Here is a 22733-nt window from a genome sequence, read left to right as displayed (position 1 = left end):
AGAACATCGAGCCTTTTTAATGTTTATTACTTTGATTCAGTAAACTGATTAGAAACGGTAGTTCGCTTGGATACCTACTAGCCAGATGCTACCTGTCACTTCACCTTCGAAGTCGCCACCAAACGGTGCTGATGCTGCATCGTCTTCATGCATCTTCGCATCTTTTGCTAGAATATAGGTGAAGCCTGCATCTAGAGTTAGTTGCTCAGACCATTGGTAACCAGCACCAATGCTTAACCAAGTACGGTCTGTTTCTGGAATCGTTGCAGTGCGGTGTTCTTCGCTTACTGCTGATGTGTCGTATGCGATACCAGATCGTAACGCTAGTTTAGGCGTCATTTGGTAAGTTGTACCTATTGCAAAGCGGTAGTTGTCTTCCCAGTTTTCTTCCTTGATATCTTGAGTTCGTTTTGAGCCAAACTCAGGGATATCTGCTACAAGCTCTTTGAAGCTGCTCCAGTTTGTCCAGTTAACGCTCGCGTGTACAGCTACTTTATCGGTAAGTTGGTGGAAACTTGCCAGTTCTGCTGTAGCTGGTAAAGCTAATTCCATCGACCCACTATACTTTGGTTTTATAGCACCTAATCCACCGTTTTCAGCTGCGGCCTTATCGAAAGCTGCGCCTTTTGCGTGACCTTCAAGGGTTAAATCAACTTCAGATTTGTAAGTAAAGCCCAAACGGTTGTTTTCATTGATCTGCCATGCGGTACCGACTTGCCAACCCCATGCGGTGTCATCACCTTCCATATATTTCAGAGCATCGCCTTTTGATACTCCAATCTGTTGAATAGAAGTTGCTGATACCGCACCAAAACTACCTTCAGCCATGATGTAGCGAACACCGCCACCAATAGATACACCTTCAAGTACTTGGTAAGCCGCGTTTAAGTTTAGCTCCATTGTAGTAACGCTTGCTTCGTTACCGTGGTTTGCGCCACCAAAGTCTTTACCTAGGTCTGTTTCCATACCGTAGTTAGTGCCAGCAGCAAAACCTAGTGCGAATTTGTCGTTGTACTTGTGAGAAACATAAAAGTTTGGAATTACTGCGCTGTGTGCGAAATCGCTAGAGTTCGAAGATGTAGAGGTGCCACCTGATGTTGAAGTCCCATCAATATCAATATTCGGGTCAACGTAAATACCACCAACAGAAACTTGAGTACCTTCTAGGTAAGTCAACATTGCTGGGTTACGCCACTGGGCATCTGCGCCGTCTGCCATTGCGGCTTCACCAGCATACGCACGGCCTAGGCCTGTTGCTGAGTATTCTGCTAGTTGAAAACCTGCCGCTTGAGTAACGGTAGAAGTCGAAAGTAGTCCAACTGCCACTGCAGCAGATAGAAGAGTCTTATTCATTTTCATTATTATGTTCGCTGAATCATAAGTATTTAGTAGCATGATTCTACTTTTAGAGTTAATGCTTTAAAAATGAAATTCGAATAAAACAGTGTTTTAGCGATTTAATTATTAAATAGGTGTATTTTCTAGATAAATAAACTGAATGTTTCGGGCATGTTGCGAAATTTGAGCGTACATCTGTAGCATCATATGTCCTCTGTGGAGTACACCTGTAAGCCTAAATGTTTAGTTTTGATTAATTTTGGGCAAAGAAAAGGGCCGCAGTGCGACCCTTAAATTTTTCTAACTGAAGCTTAGATTAGAAGCTGCGGCTGTACTGCAGACCCATTAGGATTGCATCCGCACGAGTAGTTCCAGATATCGATGAAAGATATTGTGGACCAAAGGATGGGTTTTCAGTCTTCTCTTCTACATCCACATCATCACCCATTAAGTAGGTAAAGCCGAAGTCAATATTCGACTTGTCGTCTAAGTGGTATGTAAAGCCAGCTGAGAACCATTGGCGATCTGAATCTGGTACAGATATAGATGTCAATTCGTCTTGTGCACTTGTGTCGTACATATAACCTGCACGTAGTGTCCACTCACGGTTTAGGTAGTATGTACCGCCAATGGAGTAGTGCATACCATTCTGCCATTCGTACTCGTTAAGTACGCCAGCGTCTTTAGCTTCTAGTTTGTCGAATGAGCTCCAACCGATCCATTGAACAGAGTAGTGGACAGCATATTTAGTGTCTTTAATCCTGTGGTAACCAGAAAATTCAAGCAGGTCTGGCAGAGGCATGTATAAAGTATCGTCTTTATGCTCTACACCTGTGTACGTAATGTCACCCTTTGCTTCGAGTTCTGGAGAGTAATGGTACGCTAAACCAAATCGATTATTTTCATCTAACTCATATACGGTACCAACATTGAATCCTAATGCCCAACCGTCAGCTTCTGCATCCAAAGCTGTGGAGGACCCTAGAGATCCTGCTAAAGTTGGGTGAAGGTCACGTTGTAGTGTACCTTTACCGTAAATTAGGTCTAGGCCTGCACCAAAACTCCATTGGTCATTAAGTCGGTATGAACCAGCTAAACCAAAATTAACACTCTGAACATCAGTCAAACCACCATATTCATGTCCAGCATAACTGTCAGAAAACTCGGTCTTAGTTCCAAAATTTGAGTAAGCGTTGAAGCCTACCGCGAATTTTTCATTGATAGGGACAATTAAATGAATGTTAGGAGCAATAGATGTATCACCTGCATCATCATAGTTTGCGTCTACACCACTCCCAGCGTCAAACAGTTTGTATTTAGCATCTTTGACTTCAATCTTAGATGTAATGCTTTCAAAGCCGAGTGACAAAGAAGTTTCGTCAAACAATGCCATTGCAGCAGGGTTACGGGCCATTACTGACGCGTTATCTGCGATTACTGCATCACCAGCGAAAGCACGACCGATGCCGGTTGCTGATTGTGCGTTAATTTGGAAACCTGCTGCCATCGCTTGCGAAGACGCCAGTGTAATTGTTACTGCTAAAAGAGACTTTTTAAACAGACGCGTGTTGTTGGTAGTCATTCATTTATTCCTTTATATATCCGCCTCTACAGGGCGATTAATTTGAGCAATTGCTCAAGGTGGCTGATCCTATTCGCAAGTATACGATATACAAATCCGACCATTGGGAAAAATGAGTATAAAATTATGGAAATGACGCCTATCTGGCACGGAAATGGTGATAAATGCCATTTTTTAGAGTTTTAACTCTAGAGGTATTTATTTTATGAATGATTTTATTGATTTGCATAAACAAAGCCCAGCAATATCAGTGGTATACTTGCTGGGCCTTTTGTTACGGGGCTTTTTGAGCGAATTAGCTCATTGGTTTGATGATTTTTGTTAGCTTTTCGGCGATCTTAGAAATATCTTCTCCATCTTCACCAACAAGGATCAAGCTACTATTGTCAATCGGTGTTACTGAGCCTGACATGCCTTTTTCATCAAAGTCGACAGGTTTGTCTGTCGGGATTCCAGTCAAAAACAAAGTGACCTTACCTTTTTCACCTTGGAAAACCATGTGCATTGCGTTGGATTTACCAAAACCACAATGGTTCAGATAATACACATGATAAGGGAATGCTTCATCAAACTGATAAGCAAATGGATTCATTTTTGCGTTGATCTGTTGCGATGTAACTTGTTCGTCGATTGAACTAACAAAACTTTTTTCTTCAACAAAATGTTTCATCGCGGTATCGACCAAACTTGCCTGAGCTGGGGCAACCAGTGCGTTTCCCCAATTAACCTGCCCAACAAGCAAACCTGCAACGAATGCGACTGAAGCTGCCATCGCCATAGCTCGTCTAGCAAAAGTAGGTCTTACGACTTTGCGTTCTTCGCTTGAGGTCTGATTGAACAGAATGCGATCAGCAAGATCGTCTGGCACATCTACATTCATCGCTGAATGGATCTGCTTATCAAGCGATAATACATCGTCTAAGAAGTTACTATTGGTTTCACTGTTTGTTGCAGCATCAATAATATCTTGTGTGCGTTGCTTAGGTTCCGACAATACACGACGACGAAATTCCAAATCATCCATTATGTTGCCCCCTCTCTGCCTCTTCTGTATCCAGCATCTCTTTCAACTGGTTTCGAGCTCTGAATAAACGTGTCATTACTGTGTTTTTGTTGAGATTGAGAATATCGGCAATCTCTTCACCACTAAATCCACCAATGACTTGTAGGAAGAGTGGTTCACGGTAATCAACTTCAAGTTTCATGATCTGAGCTTGCAACCACAGATGTTGATGGTGCGGGTCATCGCTGACACTAGCATCATTACCATGATCGTCGATATCAACCAGATCAAACTGTTTGCGTTCAAAACGTCGAGCATTCTCGCGTCGCAAGATGGTAATCAGCCAAGATTTAGCGGCTTTTTCATCTTGAAGGCTATCGAGTGACTTCCATGCACGAAGGCAAGTTTCTTGCACTAGGTCTTCGGCAATGGTTTTGTCTTTGCATAGCCAATAGGCATAGCGAAAGAGGTCACGATGATAGGCACGCACGAGTGCTTCATATTTTCTTTGTTTGTCCATATCAGAGTTGACCGGACGCTTGGCAGTTTTCTTTCCAAACATTTTTATTATCGACACACGAGCCTCCATAATTGCTCTGTGTATAGCTGTCTTCTATACGTTGTGCTTTGTTTTTATATTGTGTTTTGCTTTTAGAGCTGGTGATTTACTGGAAATCGTAAAATCACAATGAAAATTGATCTACTTCAAAATCTCAGGCTTCGAACAAGCTATAGTACACCCTGTCGTCTAGTTAGTCATTCGTGGCTAGCATGTTGAGCAAGACGACACTTCCTTTTGAAGGCTGACTTTACTTTCTCCTAATCAGGAAACTGATTATTTCAATTGGCGTTAAGTTAATTGCTTTATATACATTCCGACCACACAGCTTTGTGTGGTTTTTTTTTGCCTCAAGAAATCACATCTCACATAGCAATAACAGTATCCACTCACAATAGTTTAGTCTCTTAGGACAACCTTTCACCCCAAAAGGTTCGCCTGAATGTGCAGTTAAATTTTCAAACAGTGAGATACTCGTATCACGTTTATTTAAACGCTCGTTTGATTTAATTAACAACTTCTTTACAATGGTTCAGGTCAGACCTCTTAACTTTAAGGAGAAACCATGGGCAAACAGGAAGTCAAAACTCGTTCTGGAGAACGTGTTGCCGTTGTCGCTGGATTACGAACCCCATTCGCTCGTCAGAGCACAGAATTTAGCCAAGTGCCTGCGGTTGACCTAGGCAAAATGGTTGTGAGCGAAATGCTTGCAAGAACGGATGTCGATCCTGCGCTTATCGAACAAGTTGTGTTCGGTCAAGTGGTACAGATGCCAGAAGCGCCAAACATCGCACGTGAAATTGTGCTTGGCACTGGCATGGACATCAATACCGATGCCTACAGTGTGACACGAGCATGTGCGACTAGTTTTCAAGCTGCCGTCAATGTGGCCGAGAGTATTATGGCTGGCACAATCGATGTTGGTATTGCTGGTGGCGCTGATTCCTCTTCTGTATTGCCTATCGGTGTTTCTAAGAAGTTGGCTGCGAATTTATTGGCATTGAGTAAAACGAAAACGTTGGGCCAAAAGCTCAAGATATTAAAAACGTTATCCGTTAAAGACCTTATGCCTGTGCCACCGGCTGTTGCTGAATATTCGACGGGCCTTTCAATGGGTCAAACCGCCGAGCAGATGGCAAAAACTCATGGTATCACTCGTCTAGAACAAGATGCACTCGCGCACCGTTCTCACTCTTTGGCTTCTCAAGCATGGAAAGAAGGGAAAATAAAAGATGAAGTGATGACGGCTTTTCCAGCACCTTATAAAAAATACTTAGCGGAAGATAACAACATTCGCCATGATTCAACGGTTGAAGGTTACGCTAAATTACGCCCTGCATTCGATAGAAAGTACGGCAGTGTCACGGCCGCCAATGCAACGCCTCTTACTGATGGTGGTGCAGCGGTGATGTTGATGCGCGAAGGCAAAGCGAAAGAACTAGGTTTAGAAGTGTTGGGTTATATCCGCGGATATGCATTTTCAGCGATTGGTGTTGAAACCGATATGTTGATGGGGCCAACTTACGCGACCTCACAGGTATTAAAGAATACAGGTCTAGAACTGTCTGATCTGGCGCTTATTGAGATGCATGAAGCATTTGCCGCTCAAGTACTGGCTAACGTCAAAATGTTTGCAAGCGATGAATTTGCTCAGAAGAATCTTGGCCGAGATAAAGCGATCGGTGAGATTGATATGGATAAGTTTAACGTGCTTGGTAGTTCAATTGCTTACGGACACCCGTTTGCAGCGACTGGCGCACGAATGATGACTCAAACATTACGTGAGTTGAAACGTCGCGGTGGCGGCTTAGCACTGAATACCGCTTGTGCAGCTGGTGGTTTGGGTGCAGCAATGATCTTGGAGGTAGAATAATGTCTACGACTCTTGATGCAACAACAAAAAAAGAAGCAGTCACCAAATCAGGTTCAACACCAGTGACGGATTCTACAAATAACAAAGCAACGGCGTTCTCTCTTAATATCGATGAACAAGATATTGCATGGCTCGCGATTGATGTGCCAAACGAGAAAATGAACACGCTGCAAGCGGCTTTTGCTGAAGAAATGAAAGCCATCTTCGAGCAGTTAAAAGAAAAGCAAAGCCGAGTTAAGGGCTTAATCGTTCATTCACTAAAGCCAGATAATTTTATCGCAGGTGCTGACGTTCGAATGCTTGATGCATGTAAAAGCGCTGACGAAGCACAGTCTCTCGCTCGTCAAGGGCAGGAGATGTTCCAAACACTGTCAGATCTTCCATATCCCGTAGTCGCAGCGATTCACGGGCCTTGTTTAGGTGGGGGGCTAGAACTCGCCCTTGCATGTGATTATCGTGTATGTACCGACTCAGACAAGACTCGTCTTGGCTTACCTGAGGTTCAGCTCGGCTTGTTACCAGGCTCTGGTGGTACACAGCGTCTTCCTCGCCTTATCGGTTTGCTGCCTTCTCTTGACCTTATTCTTACGGGTAAGCAGTTGCGTGCTAAGAAAGCGAAATCGCTCGGTGTTGTCGATGCTTGTGTGCCAGAAACTATCTTGCTTGAAGTCGCTAAGAGCTTTGTTGAAAAGAACTCAGGCGGTAAAAAAGGTAAGCGTTTGGCGTCTAAAAACCAAGCTTCGACCAAAGAGAAACTGATTTCACGCAATGGCCTTGGCCGTAAAGTGATTTTCGAACAAGCAGCGAAAAAGACTAATCAAAAAACTCGCGGTAATTACCCGGCTGCGGATGCAATTCTAGATGTGATTCGCTATGGCTTAGAGAATGGATTTGATAAAGGCCTTCAGTACGAAGCGAAGCGTTTCTCTGAACTGGTGATGACAGCTGAATCTAAAGCCCTTCGTTCTATTTTCTTTGCTACTACTGAAATGAAAAAAGAGCACGGTGCAGATGCAGAACCTAAAGCGGTTAAGCGTGTTGGTGTGCTGGGCGGCGGTCTAATGGGCGCTGGCATTAGCCATGTAAGCGTTGCAAAAGCTAAGGTTCCGGTTCGTATTAAAGACGTATCGAATGAAGGTGTACTGAACGCGCTAAACTATAACTTTAAGTTGTTCGATAAGCAGCGTAAGCGTCGCATTCTGACTAAAGCTGGTCTGGAAAGTAAGATGCTTCAGCTTTCTGGTGGTATCGACTTTACGAGCTTTAATCACACAGATGTAGTAATTGAAGCGGTCTTTGAAGACCTCGATCTTAAGCAATCGATGATTGCCGATATTGAAGCCAATGCGAAGCCAGAGACGATTTTTGCGACGAACACTTCTTCACTGCCAATCCATAAGATTGCAGAGAAGGCACAGCGACCAGAAAACGTGGTAGGTCTTCACTATTTCAGCCCTGCAGATAAAATGCCATTGGTTGAAGTTATTCCTCATGAAACAACGTCAGAAGAGACGATTTCGACAGTTGTTGCATTTGCGAAGAAGCAAGGCAAAACCCCGATTGTTGTTAAAGATACGGCGGGCTTCTATGTTAACCGTATTCTTGCGCCTTACATGAACGAAGCTGCGCATTTATTGCTAGCGAATGAACCTATTGAGAAGCTCGATAGCGTGTTACTTGATTTCGGCTTCCCGGTTGGCCCAATTACTTTGTTAGACGAGGTGGGTGTTGATATTGGCGCGAAGATTATTCCAATTTTAGTGAATGAGCTTGGCGACCGTTTCCAAGGTCCTGATGTGTTCGATATTCTTTTGAATGACAACCGTAAAGGCCGTAAGAGTGGCAAAGGTTTCTACACCTATAAGGGTAAGAAGAAGGAAGTCGATAAGTCAGTTTACAAGCTGCTTAAACTGCAACCGGACCCTAAGTTGAGTGATAACGATATCGCAATGCGCTGTGTGCTTCCTATGCTCAACGAAGCGGTTCGTTGTCTAGATGATGGTATTATCCGCAGCCCTCGTGATGGCGATATTGGTGCTATTTTCGGCATCGGTTTTCCTCCATTCTTAGGTGGTCCTTTCCGCTACATGGATCAAGTTGGCATTAAGTCTCTGGTTGAAATGATGAACGACTTTGCTACGAAATACGGTGATCGTTTTGCGCCCTGTGATGGCCTGCTGACACGTGCTGGATTGGGCGAATCTTTTTATAAGTAACGCTCTCTGCAAGTAACGTTTTAGCACATTGATTATCAAACCCGTATCAAGCAACTGATGCGGTTTTTTTTGTGTCTGTAGCTTTTATGGTCAGTTAATTTACTCAATATAGATTCCTACTCAATCGTTCCTCTTTCTCGGGAATGACAGGGGAGGTTGGTGCGACTGAATGAGAATGTAAGTGGCAGAAGTTCTCAACTGAATCCTTCACTCTATCTAGGGAATAATGGCAGAGAGTGTTGTGTGCTGGCTGTGAGAAATGAGAAATAAGTTGGGTAAGCTCGCGATGTTAGTTGTAAATCGAACCCATCGTCATATCCCAAAGCGACGAAGGAGCGTAAGAGAGATCTGCTTTTGTGCTTCACCCAATAAAAAAGGTTGATGCTTTCACATCAACCTTATGATTTTTATCGCAGTTTATTAGCCAAGATCACAGTCTTTAGGGCGTAACTGAAACTCATCAATTGAGCCAATCTCCACACCTGCCGACAACTTCTGTTCCTTATTATGAGCATTACCGTGCGCATGCATAATCAGACGATTTGCCGTGCGAGGTTTAAGTTGGCTGACCACAAAACGTATCATGTCTGAGCGTGTTAGACCTTTGAGGTCTTCTAAGACACGCTCTCTCTGATTGAACTCCAAGTCCTTATTGCCTATCGCAACCCATAAGCGTTGAGCGCGACCACGCAGGGTGGTATCTGGCGTTGAAATCTGATTCCAGAGGCCGCGTTTACTACTGTGCCATTGATAGTCATTAAGCTCCAACAGCACCATGTAAAAGGCATTGAGGAATTCATCTATCGAGGCTAACAAGTCTGCTGGGGCAGCATTCGGTGATTGCACATATAACACAATACCCGGGTGTCGGTTCAACGGCATATTGCCAGTGCCGACCATATAGCCTAGCTGCTGCTTGGTACGAATCTCATGGAAGAAGGTGGCTGACATCAAATGGTTCGCCAATGAATACAGCGCAATATTTTTAGGTGAAATGTCAGCACATTGGTAGTAAACCACGATGGCTGAATCATCTTGATTACATACGACTTCGCGTTGGAAGCTACCATTTTCACCCAACATGATTAATGGGCGTAGTGACTCTTCGTAAGCTTGGTCTTGAACACGTAATGCATCTTTTAGCGTTTCAGCCATCTTGTGTGCATCGGCTTTTTTCCAATCACCATACACAAACATTTCGACATGCAGTTCTGCCAAAATAGCTTGAACAAAAGAAGAGAGTTCATCGACCTCAATCGTTTCCAATGCTTCAATTAATACGGAATAGGGCGGGTTATTTGGCTGAAGAATTCCAGTCATCGCATTAAACAGCTGAGAAATAGGACGATCTTGCGACGCATTATTCCAGTTTCTGAGCAATTGATGCTTAATAGTTTCAAAGCGTGTTGGACTAAAGTCGCGTGCTTGGAAGCGCTCAAGGATCATATTGAGCAGCTGTGGTTGCTTTTCGCTGAATCCCGAAAGCGTGAGTGTTACACCGCCCTGATGGGTATACATGTTGTAGCCCATACCCGCAATCTCAGCCTGATACGTATCTTTTTCAAGCGAGTCCAAGAACATCTCTACACACAAGCGTGTTTTAACGATGTTTCTCGGGGTGGCGACTGAGTGTGGGCTGTCGATAGCGATATACACCACACCTTTAGGTACTCGAAATTGATGGTCTTGAAGGTGCCATAACTTAAAGCCATCCAGTTCTTCTAACAGTTGTGGGTGCTTAGCATCACCTTCGAGTTCAGCAGGGTCTAAGTCGTAGCAAATAAATGGGTTTTTACTTGGCAGCTCAAACATCCAGCCGGGGTTGATGCACGTAAAGCATTGGGTCTGCTCTGAGCTAAAAGGCGTAACGGAGTAGGGCGTAAAATACCACTTTGCTTCTTTGTCATATTCGAAGCCTTGAGCAACGATGGTGACTCGCATGTTGTCGACAGATAAGTAGGGAAGCAAAGAGCGTTGTAACTCTTCGTCAAAGTGCGACATTTTGTAATCGCCATACACCACATCTTGCTCTTGATAGTGCTGCATGTTGATAACAAGATGACTGACAACATCGAGCGGTCTTGAGGGCTCTTGAAACCGGAATGCGGACTCTAAAACGGCGCGCTTTTCGAGATAACGCCACTCTTCGATGCCTTGTTGTTCAATTAATTTGATGTACTGAAATACTGCTTGGACGATGTTATCGGTTTTGGTTAAACCTTCGGTGGTCAATGAGCAACTGATCGTGAAGTCACGATAGTTACTGCCACTTGCGCCGCCACCTGCCGAGAGGGAGGTAATCCAACCTTTATCTTTCAGCTGCATCATCAAGCTACCTTCGCCTTCGTAACCGATAAGGTGTGCAAAGAATGATAATGGCTTAACGCCGTAGTGCTCGTCCATGCTTGGCATCGGGAAAGTTAAGATAAGTTTGCGTACTTCTTTTATCGGTTTAACGTGTACTTGTACACCCGTGCTTAATTCGCCAACAATCGGTACTTCAACCTTTTTACCTTGTAGTTTGTGATTGGTAATCGAGCTAAAACGCTCCTTAACCCAGCTTTGCATTTCGTCTAATGATTGATTGCCAGACAGTGTCAGCGTCATTAGATCGGCTGAATATTGTTGCTGGTGGAAAGCCAAGATTTCTTGTCGAATCGTTTCACCGTTTCTGTCACCCAACGTCTCGATATTACCGACAGAAAACTTCGAGAATGGGTGATTGTGATTCACCAGTTCTTTGGTCACTTGGTACAAGCGTCGCGAGTCGTCGTTGAGTTTCATCTTGTATTCTGAATCAACGGCTTGGCGTTCTTTGTCTAGTGCTTCTTCGTTAAAAAGTGGTGCTGTGAAAAATTGGCTGAAGCGATCGAGTGCGGTTTCAAAGGCATTCAATTCAACATCAAAAAAGAAGCAGGTGTGTTCGGTTCCGGTCCAAGCATTGTTGCTACCGCCATGTTGGCTGATAAAACTTTGGAACTCTCCGACCTTTGGATACTTTTCAGTTCCCAAAAATAGCATATGCTCTAAGTAGTGCGCTAAACCCTCTCGGTCGGTAGGGTCATCAAAATGCCCGACATTAACGGCGAGTGCGGCTGCAGCTTTTTGAGCGTTCTGATCGTGAACTAACAGTACTCGCAATCCGTTATCCAAGGTTACGTAACGGTATTGATGTTCATCATTAGGGCTTAAATGCACAGAAGCATCTCCAGAGAAGGTGGTTTTTAAATTATGTACGCGATGATTTGAGGTGCAAACCTTGCGATCACATTTTGGGATATGAAGAGCTTTTTGGCGACTTCTAAATCATTTTTATCGATTTTTATCAGTGATTTATTTTCTTTTAATAAGATTGTTAAGAAAGTCGAACTCTTTAGCAAGTGACTTGATATAATTATTTATATAGACTGCGGTTTCTCTAGTTTGAGAGCCAAACGCTAAGTAGCGTATCGCTGATATGGGATATATCGACTTTCGAAATGTTACGTAGACAGGACTGAACATGAAAATATTCATAATGCGCCACGGTGAAGCAGAACATTTTGCGGACTCGGATGCAGAACGAGCGTTAACCAAGCGCGGGAAAATGGCATCTCTTGCAGTGGCTCAAGCTGCAAATGAGCAGGGGATTAGTCAATTCGATAAAGTGCTTGTGAGCCCATATTTAAGGGCACAAGAAACGTGGTTAGAAATCTCTCAGGCGTTTTCTGGAAAGAAAGTAGAAACCTGTGATGATATTACGCCTTATGGAATGTCCGACGACGTGTTTGATTTGACCTTAGCAATGGCAGAAGTAGAAAAACTAGAGACCATTTTATTTGTGTCTCATTTACCTCTAGTGGGCTACTTAACAGCGGAATTTGCAACGGGCATGGCACCACCTATGTTTCCGACGTCAGGTTTGGCTTGCATTGAATTCGACCTTGAGACACAAAAAGGCGAGTTACTTTGGAACATCAATCCATAGTCGAGGTTATATCTAACCTGTAGGCTGAAAGATAACAAAGAAAAGGGCACCTCAATGATTTGAGGTGCCCTTTTCTGTTTTTGACGTTGGGGGGGGAATAGCGAGTCAGGGTTATTTGTCTGGAATAGCAAGCAAAACCAACAACGCACCGTTACCACCGAACTCTAAAGGTGCTTGGTGAAAGGCCATCACGTCGGGGTGCTGCGCTAACCACAAAGGCACCTTCTGTTTAAGGATGTGTTTACCGATACCGTGCTGAACACAGGCACACGCCACGCTCTCTTTCACGCAGTGCGCAATCATTGCACCTAACTCGCGTTTCGCTTCTTGTTGAGTCATACCGTGCATATCAAGATACACATCAGGTACGTAGACACCACGACGTAAGCGCTTCACCTCATACTTAGAGACATCATCACGCGCATAACGTGTTGGGCCTTCTTCGCTAAGATGCGGAATGAACTCATCCGAGAAATAAAACTCGCTATCACTGGCTTGTCTTGCCGTGCGAGTAATTTCTTTTTGCTTGGTATTTCTTTTTGGCTGCTGGACTATGGTATCCTGTTGCAACTTTTTAACGCCCTTTACTGCATCGTTGAATAGGGCGAAATCGTCATCGAAGTCGGTGTCTTTTTTGCTCATCAGGTTATGAATTCTAATTAGAAACGTAATTAGCAGTATTGTAGCGCTTTTCGGAGACAATTTTGGATAAGATTTTTGTAGAAGAAGCGGTATCAGAACTACACACGCTTCAAGATGTGATTCGTTGGACTGTTAGTCGCTTTAACGCAGCGGGCCTTTTTTATGGTCACGGCACTGATAACGCGTGGGATGAGGCGGTACAACTTATTTTACCTACTCTTTATCTGCCGATTGATGTTCCTTCGCATGTTATGAACTCTCGTCTAACGAGCAGCGAACGTCTGCGTATTGTTGAGCGCGTAATCAAGCGTATCAATGATCGTACACCAACGGCTTACCTAACCAACAAAGCTTGGTTCTGTGGTCTAGAGTTCTTCGTTGATGAACGCGTTCTTGTGCCTCGTTCGCCAATTGGTGAGCTGATCGAAGCTCAATTCCAACCTTGGTTAACTGAAGAGCCAACACGCATCATGGACCTTTGTACGGGTAGTGGCTGTATTGCTATTGCTTGTGCTCATGCATTCCCTGACGCTGAAGTAGACGCGATTGATATCTCTACTGACGCATTGCAAGTTGCTGAGCAGAACGTTCAAGATCACGGCATGGAGCAGCAAGTGTTCCCAATCCGTTCAGATCTTTTCCGTGATTTACCAAAAGAGAAATACAACCTGATCGTATCGAATCCACCTTACGTGGACGAAGAAGATATGAACAGCTTGCCAGAAGAGTTTACTCATGAACCAGAACTTGGCCTAGCGGCAGGTTCTGATGGCCTTAAACTGGTTCGCCGTATTCTGTCTAACGCACCAGATTACCTAACTGATGATGGTATCTTGATCTGTGAAGTAGGTAACTCAATGGTTCACATGATGGACCAATATCCAGAAATTCCATTTACTTGGATTGAGTTCTCGAATGGCGGTCATGGCGTATTCATGATCACTCGCGAGCAGCTAGTGGCTTGCGCAGATGAGTTCTCTATCTACAAAGACTAAGTTTTTTATAGACTAAGTTTGCACAGACTAAGCTTTGTATCGAAAAAGCTTCTTTGATTAGATTCGGGTTACCTTCGTTATTAAAGAAACCCTATCTGTATTAATTTAAACGCCATGCAGCAGTGCATGGCGTTTTTTATTGCCTAAATTTTGGATATCGTACTTAGCGTTGAGGATTCGTTTCATATTATTTAGTTGCTTAATGTGAATAACTATCACATATTGATGGTCAATGTTTACTCGTTTTAGTGAGTTAAGGAGAATTCGCGATGAGCTTTGATACATGGATTTATTATTTATTAGCGGTGCTGGTTTTGACAGCTTCGCCCGGGCCAAGCTCTTTATTATGCATGACTAAAGGGGTGCAGTCTGGCTTTAAACTATCGATATTTACCGCGCTGGGTAGCTTGACTGCGATTACTGGAATTCTTACGTTATCGTTTACTGGGCTGGGTGTGATTATTGCTTCGTCTGAGGTGGTGTTTAACGTCATTAAATGGACAGGTGCCGCTTATCTAATCTACCTTGGTTGGAAGTCTCTGCGTTCTAGTCAGCAAGATTATGACAACCTACCCAATCAACAATCCGATTCTAAATCGGTTAAAGAAAGTGCTGCGCAGCATTACCTCAGTGGCTTTATTGTTGGTGCGAGCAATCCCAAAGCTATTCTATTTTTTACCGCACTTTTCCCACAATTTATTGATCCATCGATCGCTCTGGTTCCCCAGTTTACCGTGTTTGCTTTGACCTTTGCCGTGATGGAATTATCTTGGTTAATGGTGTATGCCTACTTGGGCGCGAAGTCGTCAAATTGGTTGTTTGCTAAAGGTCGAGCTAAGATATTTAATCGTGTCACTGGAGGTGTCTTTATTGGGGCTGGTGCACTGCTTTCTACGACAAGCCGAGCATAGCTTTTGATTTATCAAATAGTTGAATAGTTACAGAAGTTTCTTGGTGTTGTAATAAAAGGTTAATATTAATGTGCTTGCTGATATCGGTGTAAAGTCGATATATTGGTGTTACACCATCACGTTCTCAGGAGAGACATATGCAGCATCAAGAAATGATTCAACACAGTAATTTTGGCGTAATCAGTCGTACTTGGATTTTCTCTACCCTTTCTCTAGTGGGTATTCTTGCTTTAATGTAGTCAGTTTTATGGCTCAATATTTTCAGTTTTTATTATGAATACACTTGTTAAAAAGTCTTTAAAGTCAGAACTCTTATTCTCGTAAATGTGGCTCTTCTCATCAGTCTAGCCACTTAGCTTTTCCTCTTCGCAAAACAGCTAAGCAATCTTCTCTCATAAGCTCATCGCGTAACCTCATCTGAAGTTGTTATCAAACTGTGATAATCTTAAATCATCTTTTATCTACAGTGTGCCTCTCATGTCTGTCTGGGATTCTATTTCATTTAACAATCGATTTACCGCATTACCTCGACTGTTCTATACCCCAATTCAACCTACACCGCTCAGCAATGTCCAATGGCTCGCATGGAACCATAATCTTGCGAATGAACTTGGCTTTCCGTCATTTGAAAACGCTTCCGAGGAATTGCTTGAGACGTTATCTGGCAATGTTGAACCTGAGCAGTTTTCGCCTGTAGCAATGAAATACGCAGGTCATCAGTTTGGCTCTTATAATCCGGACTTAGGTGATGGAAGAGGGCTGTTGTTAGCGCAAGTTGTCGCGAAAAGTGGTGAAACGTTCGACTTACACCTTAAAGGTGCAGGTAAAACCCCCTATTCTCGTATGGGCGATGGCCGTGCTGTTATTCGATCAACCGTTCGTGAGTACCTATGTAGTGAAGCGATGGCAGGGCTTAATATCCCAACCACTCGCGCGTTGGCGATGATGACCAGCGACACTCCTGTATACCGAGAGAAGCAAGAGTGGGGCGCATTGCTGGTGCGTGCTGCTGAGTCACATATTCGTTTCGGTCACTTTGAACACCTGTTTTATACCAATCAGTTGGCAGAACATAAATTATTGGCCGACAAAGTCATCGAATGGCACTTCCCAGAATGCCTCGATGAAGAGAAACCCTACGCAGCCATGTTTAATGAGATTGTTGATCGCACCGCTGAAATGGTCGCATTGTGGCAAGCGAATGGTTTTGCTCATGGAGTGATGAACACCGACAACATGTCGATCATCGGTCAAACCTTCGATTATGGCCCTTTTGCCTTCTTAGATGAATATGATCCAAGATTGATCTGTAATCATTCCGACTACCAAGGTCGTTATGCTTTTAATCAACAGCCTAGAATTGGATTATGGAATTTGTCGGCACTGGCTCATTCTCTTTCGCCGCTGGTGGATAAAGCTGATTTAGAGGCAGCGTTAGAGCAGTACGAGCCGCAAATGAATGGTTATTTCAGCAAGTTGATGCGTCGCAAGTTGGGATTGCTTTCGAAACACGAAGGTGACAGTCGCTTGTTTGAATCGTTGTTTGAGCTGATGTCGCAAAACAAAGTCGACTACCCAAGATTCTTTAGAACGTTGTCGAACTTGGATACCTTGCCGCCACAGGAAGTGATTGATTTGATGATCGATCGCGAGGCCGCGAAGCTATGGGTAGATAACTACTTGCAACGCTGTGAATTGGAAGAGAGTTCAGTGGCCGAGCGCTGTGAAAAGATGCGCCAAGTAAACCCGAAATACATGCTCAGAAATTACCTTGCTCAACTCGCCATAGATAAAGCGGAACGCGGTGATAGCAGTGATATTGATGCACTAATGGTGGTGCTGGCAGACCCTTATGCGGAACATCCTGACTACGAACATCTTGCTGCCTTGCCGCCTGAGTGGGGCAAAGCCATGGAAATCAGCTGTTCCTCTTAACCTCCTATGATTTTTTGAGTCGCTAAGTACAGGTAGAGGTCACTAAGATGTGATCTTTATCTGTTTGTTCGTCTAACTTTACAAACATGTCAATAATCAAATAATCGGCCAGCCTATACACTATGTGAATAAGTTGTAAATTTAATAGGTTTGGGCGATGCCAACAAATACTCGAATTCTCGTGGTGGATGATGATCAAGAAATCCGCGAGCTGCTGGAAGAGTACCTCACAAAATCGGGTTTCGATGTCTCTTCCGTTGGAGACGGTGTTGAATTAGAAACCCACCTGCAAAGCCAAGGTTATCCGGACCTGATTCTGCTCGATGTGATGCTGCCCGGTGACGACGGTTTTACTTTGTGTCAGCGAGTACGAAAGCAATCCAATGTGCCTATCATTATGCTGACAGCAGTATCGGATGAAACCGATCAGATCATCGGCTTAGAAATTGGTGCTGATGATTACATTGCGAAGCCGTTTAGCCCTCGTCAGTTAATGGCGCGTATCAAAGCGTTATTACGCCGTGTTCAAGTGGTGGATGACAAACCAAGCGATGCATTACCAAAGCAGATTATCTTTGGTGATTGGACGCTTGATACACTCGCGCATCGAATCTCGCACAATGAAAACTCAGAAGAAATGGACTTGTCAGGCAGTGACTTTTCTTTGTTGATGTTGTTCTTAACTCGCCCTAACGAAGTTCTCGACCGTGACACCATCTCTTTCGCCACCAGAGGCCGTGAAGCGCTGCCTTTTGAACGTGGCATTGATGTGCAGCTTAGTCGCCTGAGAAGCCGATTAGGTGACAGCGGTAAATATCCTCACTACATCAAAACCATGCGTGGCAATGGCTATATTCTTGCTGTGCCGGTTCAGTATGAACACTAATAATCAATTGCTGTTAATGAACACCTTGCCAATGAAGTATTTCCTATGAACTGGTTGAGCAGGTTAAAGCCAAACTCTTTGGTCGCAAGAACCTTGTTGTTAACCTTACTAGCGGTGGTGATCGCTCAGGGTATCGCAACGTCTATTTGGTATAGCGAATCCAAGCACAAAGAACTTGAGGGGATTCGTTCTGCCTCTTCGAGCATGGCGAACATGTTTGCCTCAACGGTGACTTTTTTCCAATCTTTGCCCGTTAAATATCGCCATATCGTGCTGGATCAGATCCGCAATATGGGCGGTACGCGTTTCTTCGTTTCTTTCAATAAAGAGGCTTTGATTGTCGAACCGATTCCGGATACCCGACTAAAAACCGCCTCAATTGAAGCGATAGAAAGTGTTTTGAGTAGCAAACTCAATAAAGTGGCGTCAGTGCGGGTTGATTTCTCTCGTCCTGAACACCTTCGCTTGCTCAAAAATGGCATCTATTTAAGCGATCTCCCACGATCGTGGGCACATCATACTTTAACGTTAGAGCCTCTTAATCCACCTATTTTGGTTGTTCAGATAGAATTGACCAGTCATGAATGGGTGTATATTGCGGCACTGTTGCCTGCGCCATACGTAAAGCTCGACGATACGATTCTTGGTCGTGAGCAAGTAATTTTCTTAGTTTCCTCGACACTCATTCTGCTCGTACTTACCTATTTTACGATTCGTCGCCAAGTTCGCCCTCTCAAAAAGTTGGCAAGGGCGGCTAATGAAATGAGCATGGATATTCAGCAGCCCCAATTGAAAGAAGAGGGGGCGACTGAACTGGTCACGGCAACCCGAGCCTTTAATCGCATGCAGCAGCGGATTCGTCGTTATGTTGCCGACCGAGAGCATTTGTTCTCGGCTATCTCTCATGACTTGAAGACACCAATCACCCGACTCAGGCTTCGTGCTGAGTTGTTGGAAAGCGAAGTAAAGAAAGACAAGTTCAACAAAGATCTTGATGAGCTTGAGATGATGGTGAAAGGTGCATTACAAGCGGTAAGAGACACAGACCTCCATGAAAACAATGCCATTATCGATCTCAACGATATGATGCTCTCCGTGATTGAATTACACAATCAATACCAAACTAAGGTCGAGTTTGAACCTGCAGTGATTGAGCCTTTGGTTGCCAAACCGCTAGCGATCAAACGCGTGCTTACTAATCTTATCGACAATGCTGTGAAATATGGACAATCCGCCGAAGTCGATATGAGCAGTGATTCAGTGTGGGTCATTGTGACGATTCAGGATCACGGCAAAGGTATCCCTGAAGACAAGTTAGAGCTGGTTTTTGAACCCTACTTTAGGTTGGCAACCGACGACCAAGGACATGGTTTAGGACTCGGGATCTGCCGAAATATCCTGCACGGACACGGCGGAGATCTCATTATTCGCAACTCCTCTCAAGGTGGCTTAGAAGCCAAAGTCTATATACCAAGAGGCTTAGAAGTGTAATGTAACAATTGTGTTACATAGGGCTTACCTTTTGTTTCAATCTTATAAATCAGAATAAGTAGACTCTTTATTGAACCGGACGTCGAGTCCGCTAAACATGGAAGATTATAATGAAAATCAATAAAACCCTACTTACTCTATCTCTTCTTGCTGCCTCAACATTTTCTCAAGCTGGTGAAGTGGAAGTGCTTCACTGGTGGACTGCCGGTGGCGAAGCGAAATCCGCTGCGGTACTGAAAGAGATGATTGAAGAACAAGGCCATACTTGGAAAGATTTTGCTGTTGCGGGTGGCGGCGGTGAAAGTGCGATGACTGTTTTGAAAACTCGAGCAGTATCGGGCAATCCTCCTTCTGCAGCGCAGATTAAAGGTCATGATATTCAGGAGTGGGGTGGTTTAGGTTTTCTAACGTCTCTCGATGCGACTGCTAAACAAGAACAATGGGATGAACTACTACCAGAAGTAGTGACTAAAGTGATGAAGTGGGATGGCGAATATGTGGCAGTTCCTGTCAACGTTCACCGTGTTAACTGGCTTTGGGCTAACCCTGTTGTTTTAGAAAAATCAGGCGTGACGGTTCCAACGACGTTAGATGAGTTCTTTGTTGCTGCAGATAAGATTAAAGCGGCTGGTTTCATTCCATTAGCTCATGGTGGCCAGCCTTGGCAAGACGCAACCGTATTCGAAGCCGTGGCACTTGATGTACTAGGCAGTGCAGACTACAACAAAGCGTTCGTTGATCTTGATATGGACGTGTTATCTGGCGACAAAATGGTGGAAGTATTCACCAAGTTCAAAAAGATGCGTGACTACATCGACAGCAACTCTCCAGGTCGTGATTGGAACGTCGCAACTTCAATGGTTATCAATGGCGAAGCCGCGATGCAAATCATGGGTGATTGGGCGAAAGGTGAGTTTACTGCGGCAGGCAAAGTGCCGGGTAAAGATTACATCTGTGCACCAGCTCCAGGTACTGACGGCCAATTTACCTTCAATATTGATAGCTTTGCGTTCTTTGAGTTAAGTGACAAAGAGAACCCAAAAGCGCAGCAAGACCTAGCGAAAACCATTCTTACTAAAGACTTCCAAGAAGTCTTCAACCTTAACAAAGGTTCTATCCCTGTACGTCTAGATATGGACATGTCTAAGTTTGACCAATGTGCGTTGGACTCAATGGCAACCTTCAAAGCGAGTGCTGAATCGGGCGATCTTGTTCCGAGTATGGCTCACGGCCTAGCGACAACAAGCTACGCTCAAGGCGCCATCTATGACGTAGTGACCAACTTCTTCAATGAGAAAGATGCCGACCCGAAACAAGCGGCAGCTAAGTTAGCAAAAGCAGTGAAAGCGGCTATCTAATCTAACTTGATAAGCGACACACAATGCACGTGAGTGACGGGTTGTGTTGCTTTATCGAACCCCCAGGGTGGGTAGGCTCGTAGGGAGCCTATCTGCTCTTCACTCCCAATTCTAATATGCGTGATGCTGATGTGGTGCCGAAAGGTAAGCCATTGGCTCGATTGTGCAACAAGGATAAGTTATGGAGCATGTTTTGACTGAGTCGACTCCAAAACCCACAAGGAGCCAGCCTGCACCGAAACCGAGTTTTGCTGACAGGTTGCAACATTGGTTACCTAAAATTGTGCTGGCGCCAACTGCGTTAGTGACCGTGGTGTGTATCTACGGTTATATATTTTGGACGGCCGCATTGTCGTTCACCAACTCTCGATTTCTTCCTAGCTTCAACTTCGTTGGTTTAACCCAATATGAAAAGCTGATGGACAACGATCGCTGGATCACCTCTATCACCAACCTCAGTGTGTTTGGTTTTCTATTTATGGCGATTGCCATCTTGCTTGGTGTTGGTTTAGCGGTATTGCTTGACCAGAATATCCGTCAAGAAGGCGCGATTCGTACTATCTATCTCTACCCAATGGCGTTGTCATTCATCGTGACGGGTACGGCGTGGAAATGGATTCTTAACCCGGGTCTTGGCATTGAAAAGCTGATGCAAGACTGGGGATTTACTGACTTCAAATTTGACTGGCTCGTCAATTCTGAAATGTCGGTTTACACCTTAGTGATTGCAGCACTTTGGCAGTCTTCTGGATTCGTGATGGCGATGTTCTTAGCAGGTCTGCGTGGCATCGATTCTTCAATCATCAAAGCGGCTCAAATCGATGGGGCAAGCTTACCCACTATCTATCTCAAAATCATTCTGCCTTGCTTGCGCCCTGTGGTTTTCAGTGCGGTGATCATCACCTCACACATTGCAATTAAGAGCTTCGACCTTGTGACCGCAATGACGGCAGGTGGTCCCGGTTATTCATCGGATCTTCCTGCGCTATTTATGTACGCACACTCCTTTACTCGCGGACAAATTGGCCTTGGTGCTGCCAGTGCCATGATGATGCTTGCCGGTATTTTAGCGATTCTCGTGCCTTATCTTTACTCTGAACTTAGGGAGAAAAAGTCATGATGAATAACATCAATTTTGCTCGAATCTTTATCTACTCAGCACTGCTTTTCTTCTGTTTAGTGTACCTAATGCCATTATTCGTGATGGCGCTGACGTCATTCAAAACTCTGCCTGATATCAAGGCAGGCAACCTGATGAGCTTGCCGAAAGAGTGGGTTTTCGATGCTTGGTATAAAGCGTGGGATACCGCCTGTACGGGCGTGAAATGTGAAGGCATCAAAGGCTACTTCTGGAACTCGTTCCAAATGGTGATTCCTGCGGTAGCGATTTCAACATTGCTCGGTGCATTCAATGGTTATGTCGTGACGAAATGGCAATTTAGAGGTTCAAACCTGTTCTTTAGCTTGTTGTTGTTTGGCTGCTTTATTCCATTTCAAGTGGTGTTGCTGCCAATGGCAACCATGTTAGGAAAAATGGGTTTGGCAAACACAACTATCGGCTTGGTGATTGTGCACGTTATCTACGGCATGGCGTTTACCACACTGTTTTTCCGTAACTTCTACATCTCGATTCCTGATGAATTGATCAAGGCGGCAAAGCTCGATGGTGCTGGCTTCTTTACTATTTTCTTCAAGATCTTATTACCGATTTCGACACCAATCATCATGGTGACGGTGATCTGGCAGTTCACCGCAATCTGGAATGATTTCTTGTTTGGAGTAGTCTATTCCGGCTCAGAAACTCAGCCGATCACCGTGGCATTAAACAACTTGGTGAACACCAGTACAGGCGTTAAGGAATATAACGTCGACATGGCCGCCGCGATCATCGCCGCACTGCCAACTTTGTTGGTGTATGTCTTCGCAGGAAAATATTTTGTTCGTGGCCTAACGGCAGGATCAGTAAAAGGATAATTA

Annotated in this window: 17 protein-coding genes; 11 read left to right on the top strand and 6 right to left on the bottom strand. The window is 44.3% G+C overall.

Going from position 1 to position 22733, the window contains the following annotated elements; all coding sequences use genetic code 11:
* Window positions 1-48 precede the first annotated feature (48 nt).
* From BCU75_RS11885 to BCU75_RS11870, 4 genes are all read right to left on the bottom strand, one after another.
* Entirely contained in the window at window positions 49-1359 is a 1311-nt protein-coding gene (locus BCU75_RS11885; RefSeq protein ID WP_102474066.1) for an outer membrane protein transport protein, read from the bottom strand.
* A 295-nt stretch (window positions 1360-1654) separates the two neighbouring features.
* The gene (locus BCU75_RS11880) at window positions 1655-2920 is read right to left on the bottom strand and encodes an outer membrane protein transport protein (protein ID WP_102473985.1); all 1266 of its coding nucleotides are present in this window, start codon (window positions 2918-2920) and stop codon (window positions 1655-1657) included.
* Window positions 2921-3215: 295 nt separating this feature from the next.
* Window positions 3216-3944 (bottom strand): DUF3379 domain-containing protein, encoded by a 729-nt coding sequence (locus BCU75_RS11875; protein WP_076678074.1) that lies wholly within the window; start codon window positions 3942-3944, stop codon window positions 3216-3218.
* Window positions 3937-4485: a sigma-70 family RNA polymerase sigma factor gene (locus BCU75_RS11870; RefSeq protein WP_029224857.1), complete on the bottom strand. Its 549-nt coding sequence runs from the start codon at window positions 4483-4485 to the stop codon at window positions 3937-3939. Before BCU75_RS11870 ends, BCU75_RS11875 begins: the two co-directional genes overlap by 8 nt.
* A gap of 562 nt (window positions 4486-5047) precedes the next feature.
* Here BCU75_RS11870 and fadI point away from each other — a divergent pair.
* Both fadI and fadJ read left to right on the top strand, forming a co-directional pair.
* Entirely contained in the window at window positions 5048-6355 is a 1308-nt protein-coding gene (gene fadI, locus BCU75_RS11865) for an acetyl-CoA C-acyltransferase FadI (RefSeq protein WP_102473984.1), read from the top strand.
* On the top strand, window positions 6355-8571 hold the full coding sequence (gene fadJ / locus BCU75_RS11860; RefSeq protein ID WP_198593420.1) for a fatty acid oxidation complex subunit alpha FadJ: 2217 nt from the start codon (window positions 6355-6357) through the stop codon (window positions 8569-8571). The genes fadI and fadJ overlap by 1 nt, the downstream gene beginning before the upstream one ends.
* Window positions 8572-8991: 420 nt before the next feature.
* Here the strand turns inward: fadJ and BCU75_RS11855 are convergent, their stop codons facing one another.
* The gene (locus BCU75_RS11855) at window positions 8992-11769 is read right to left on the bottom strand and encodes an insulinase family protein (protein WP_102473983.1); all 2778 of its coding nucleotides are present in this window, start codon (window positions 11767-11769) and stop codon (window positions 8992-8994) included.
* Between the two features lie 304 nt (window positions 11770-12073).
* Here BCU75_RS11855 and sixA point away from each other — a divergent pair, with 304 nt between their 5' ends.
* The gene (sixA, locus tag BCU75_RS11850) at window positions 12074-12538 is read left to right on the top strand and encodes a phosphohistidine phosphatase SixA (RefSeq protein WP_054548175.1); all 465 of its coding nucleotides are present in this window, start codon (window positions 12074-12076) and stop codon (window positions 12536-12538) included.
* 111 nt (window positions 12539-12649) lie between these two features.
* On the opposite strand, the gene smrB is transcribed toward sixA, so the two are convergent.
* Window positions 12650-13180 carry an endonuclease SmrB gene (gene smrB / locus BCU75_RS11845; protein ID WP_102464602.1) on the bottom strand — a complete coding sequence of 177 codons (531 nt, stop codon included), beginning with the start codon at window positions 13178-13180 and terminating at the stop codon, window positions 12650-12652.
* Between the two features lie 62 nt (window positions 13181-13242).
* Between smrB and prmB the strand changes: the two genes are divergently transcribed.
* From prmB to BCU75_RS11805, 8 genes are all read left to right on the top strand, one after another.
* Complete coding sequence (prmB, locus tag BCU75_RS11840; RefSeq protein WP_102464603.1) at window positions 13243-14175, top strand: 50S ribosomal protein L3 N(5)-glutamine methyltransferase; 933 nt, start codon at window positions 13243-13245, stop codon at window positions 14173-14175.
* Between the two features lie 269 nt (window positions 14176-14444).
* Window positions 14445-15086 carry a LysE family translocator gene (locus BCU75_RS11835; RefSeq protein WP_102473982.1) on the top strand — a complete coding sequence of 214 codons (642 nt, stop codon included), beginning with the start codon at window positions 14445-14447 and terminating at the stop codon, window positions 15084-15086.
* 477 nt (window positions 15087-15563) lie between these two features.
* Complete coding sequence (locus BCU75_RS11830; RefSeq protein WP_102464605.1) at window positions 15564-17021, top strand: protein adenylyltransferase SelO; 1458 nt, start codon at window positions 15564-15566, stop codon at window positions 17019-17021.
* Between the two features lie 157 nt (window positions 17022-17178).
* Window positions 17179-17907 (top strand): response regulator, encoded by a 729-nt coding sequence (locus BCU75_RS11825; protein WP_017076788.1) that lies wholly within the window; start codon window positions 17179-17181, stop codon window positions 17905-17907.
* A gap of 45 nt (window positions 17908-17952) precedes the next feature.
* On the top strand, window positions 17953-19398 hold the full coding sequence (locus BCU75_RS11820) for an ATP-binding protein (RefSeq protein ID WP_102473981.1): 1446 nt from the start codon (window positions 17953-17955) through the stop codon (window positions 19396-19398).
* Between the two features lie 110 nt (window positions 19399-19508).
* Window positions 19509-20756, top strand: coding sequence for an ABC transporter substrate-binding protein (locus tag BCU75_RS11815; protein WP_102473980.1), 1248 nt, complete (start codon window positions 19509-19511; stop codon window positions 20754-20756).
* A gap of 181 nt (window positions 20757-20937) precedes the next feature.
* Window positions 20938-21876, top strand: coding sequence for a carbohydrate ABC transporter permease (locus BCU75_RS11810; RefSeq protein WP_102473979.1), 939 nt, complete (start codon window positions 20938-20940; stop codon window positions 21874-21876).
* Entirely contained in the window at window positions 21873-22730 is an 858-nt protein-coding gene (locus BCU75_RS11805) for a carbohydrate ABC transporter permease (protein ID WP_009848502.1), read from the top strand. The genes BCU75_RS11810 and BCU75_RS11805 overlap by 4 nt, the downstream gene beginning before the upstream one ends.
* Window positions 22731-22733: the final 3 nt, after the last annotated feature.

It is taken from the genome of Vibrio splendidus (assembly GCF_002873455.1).
GTDB lineage: Bacteria > Pseudomonadota > Gammaproteobacteria > Enterobacterales > Vibrionaceae > Vibrio > Vibrio splendidus_J.
The sequence above is the reverse complement of the archived record's forward strand: the minus strand, read 5'-3'. Positions and strand labels throughout refer to the sequence as shown.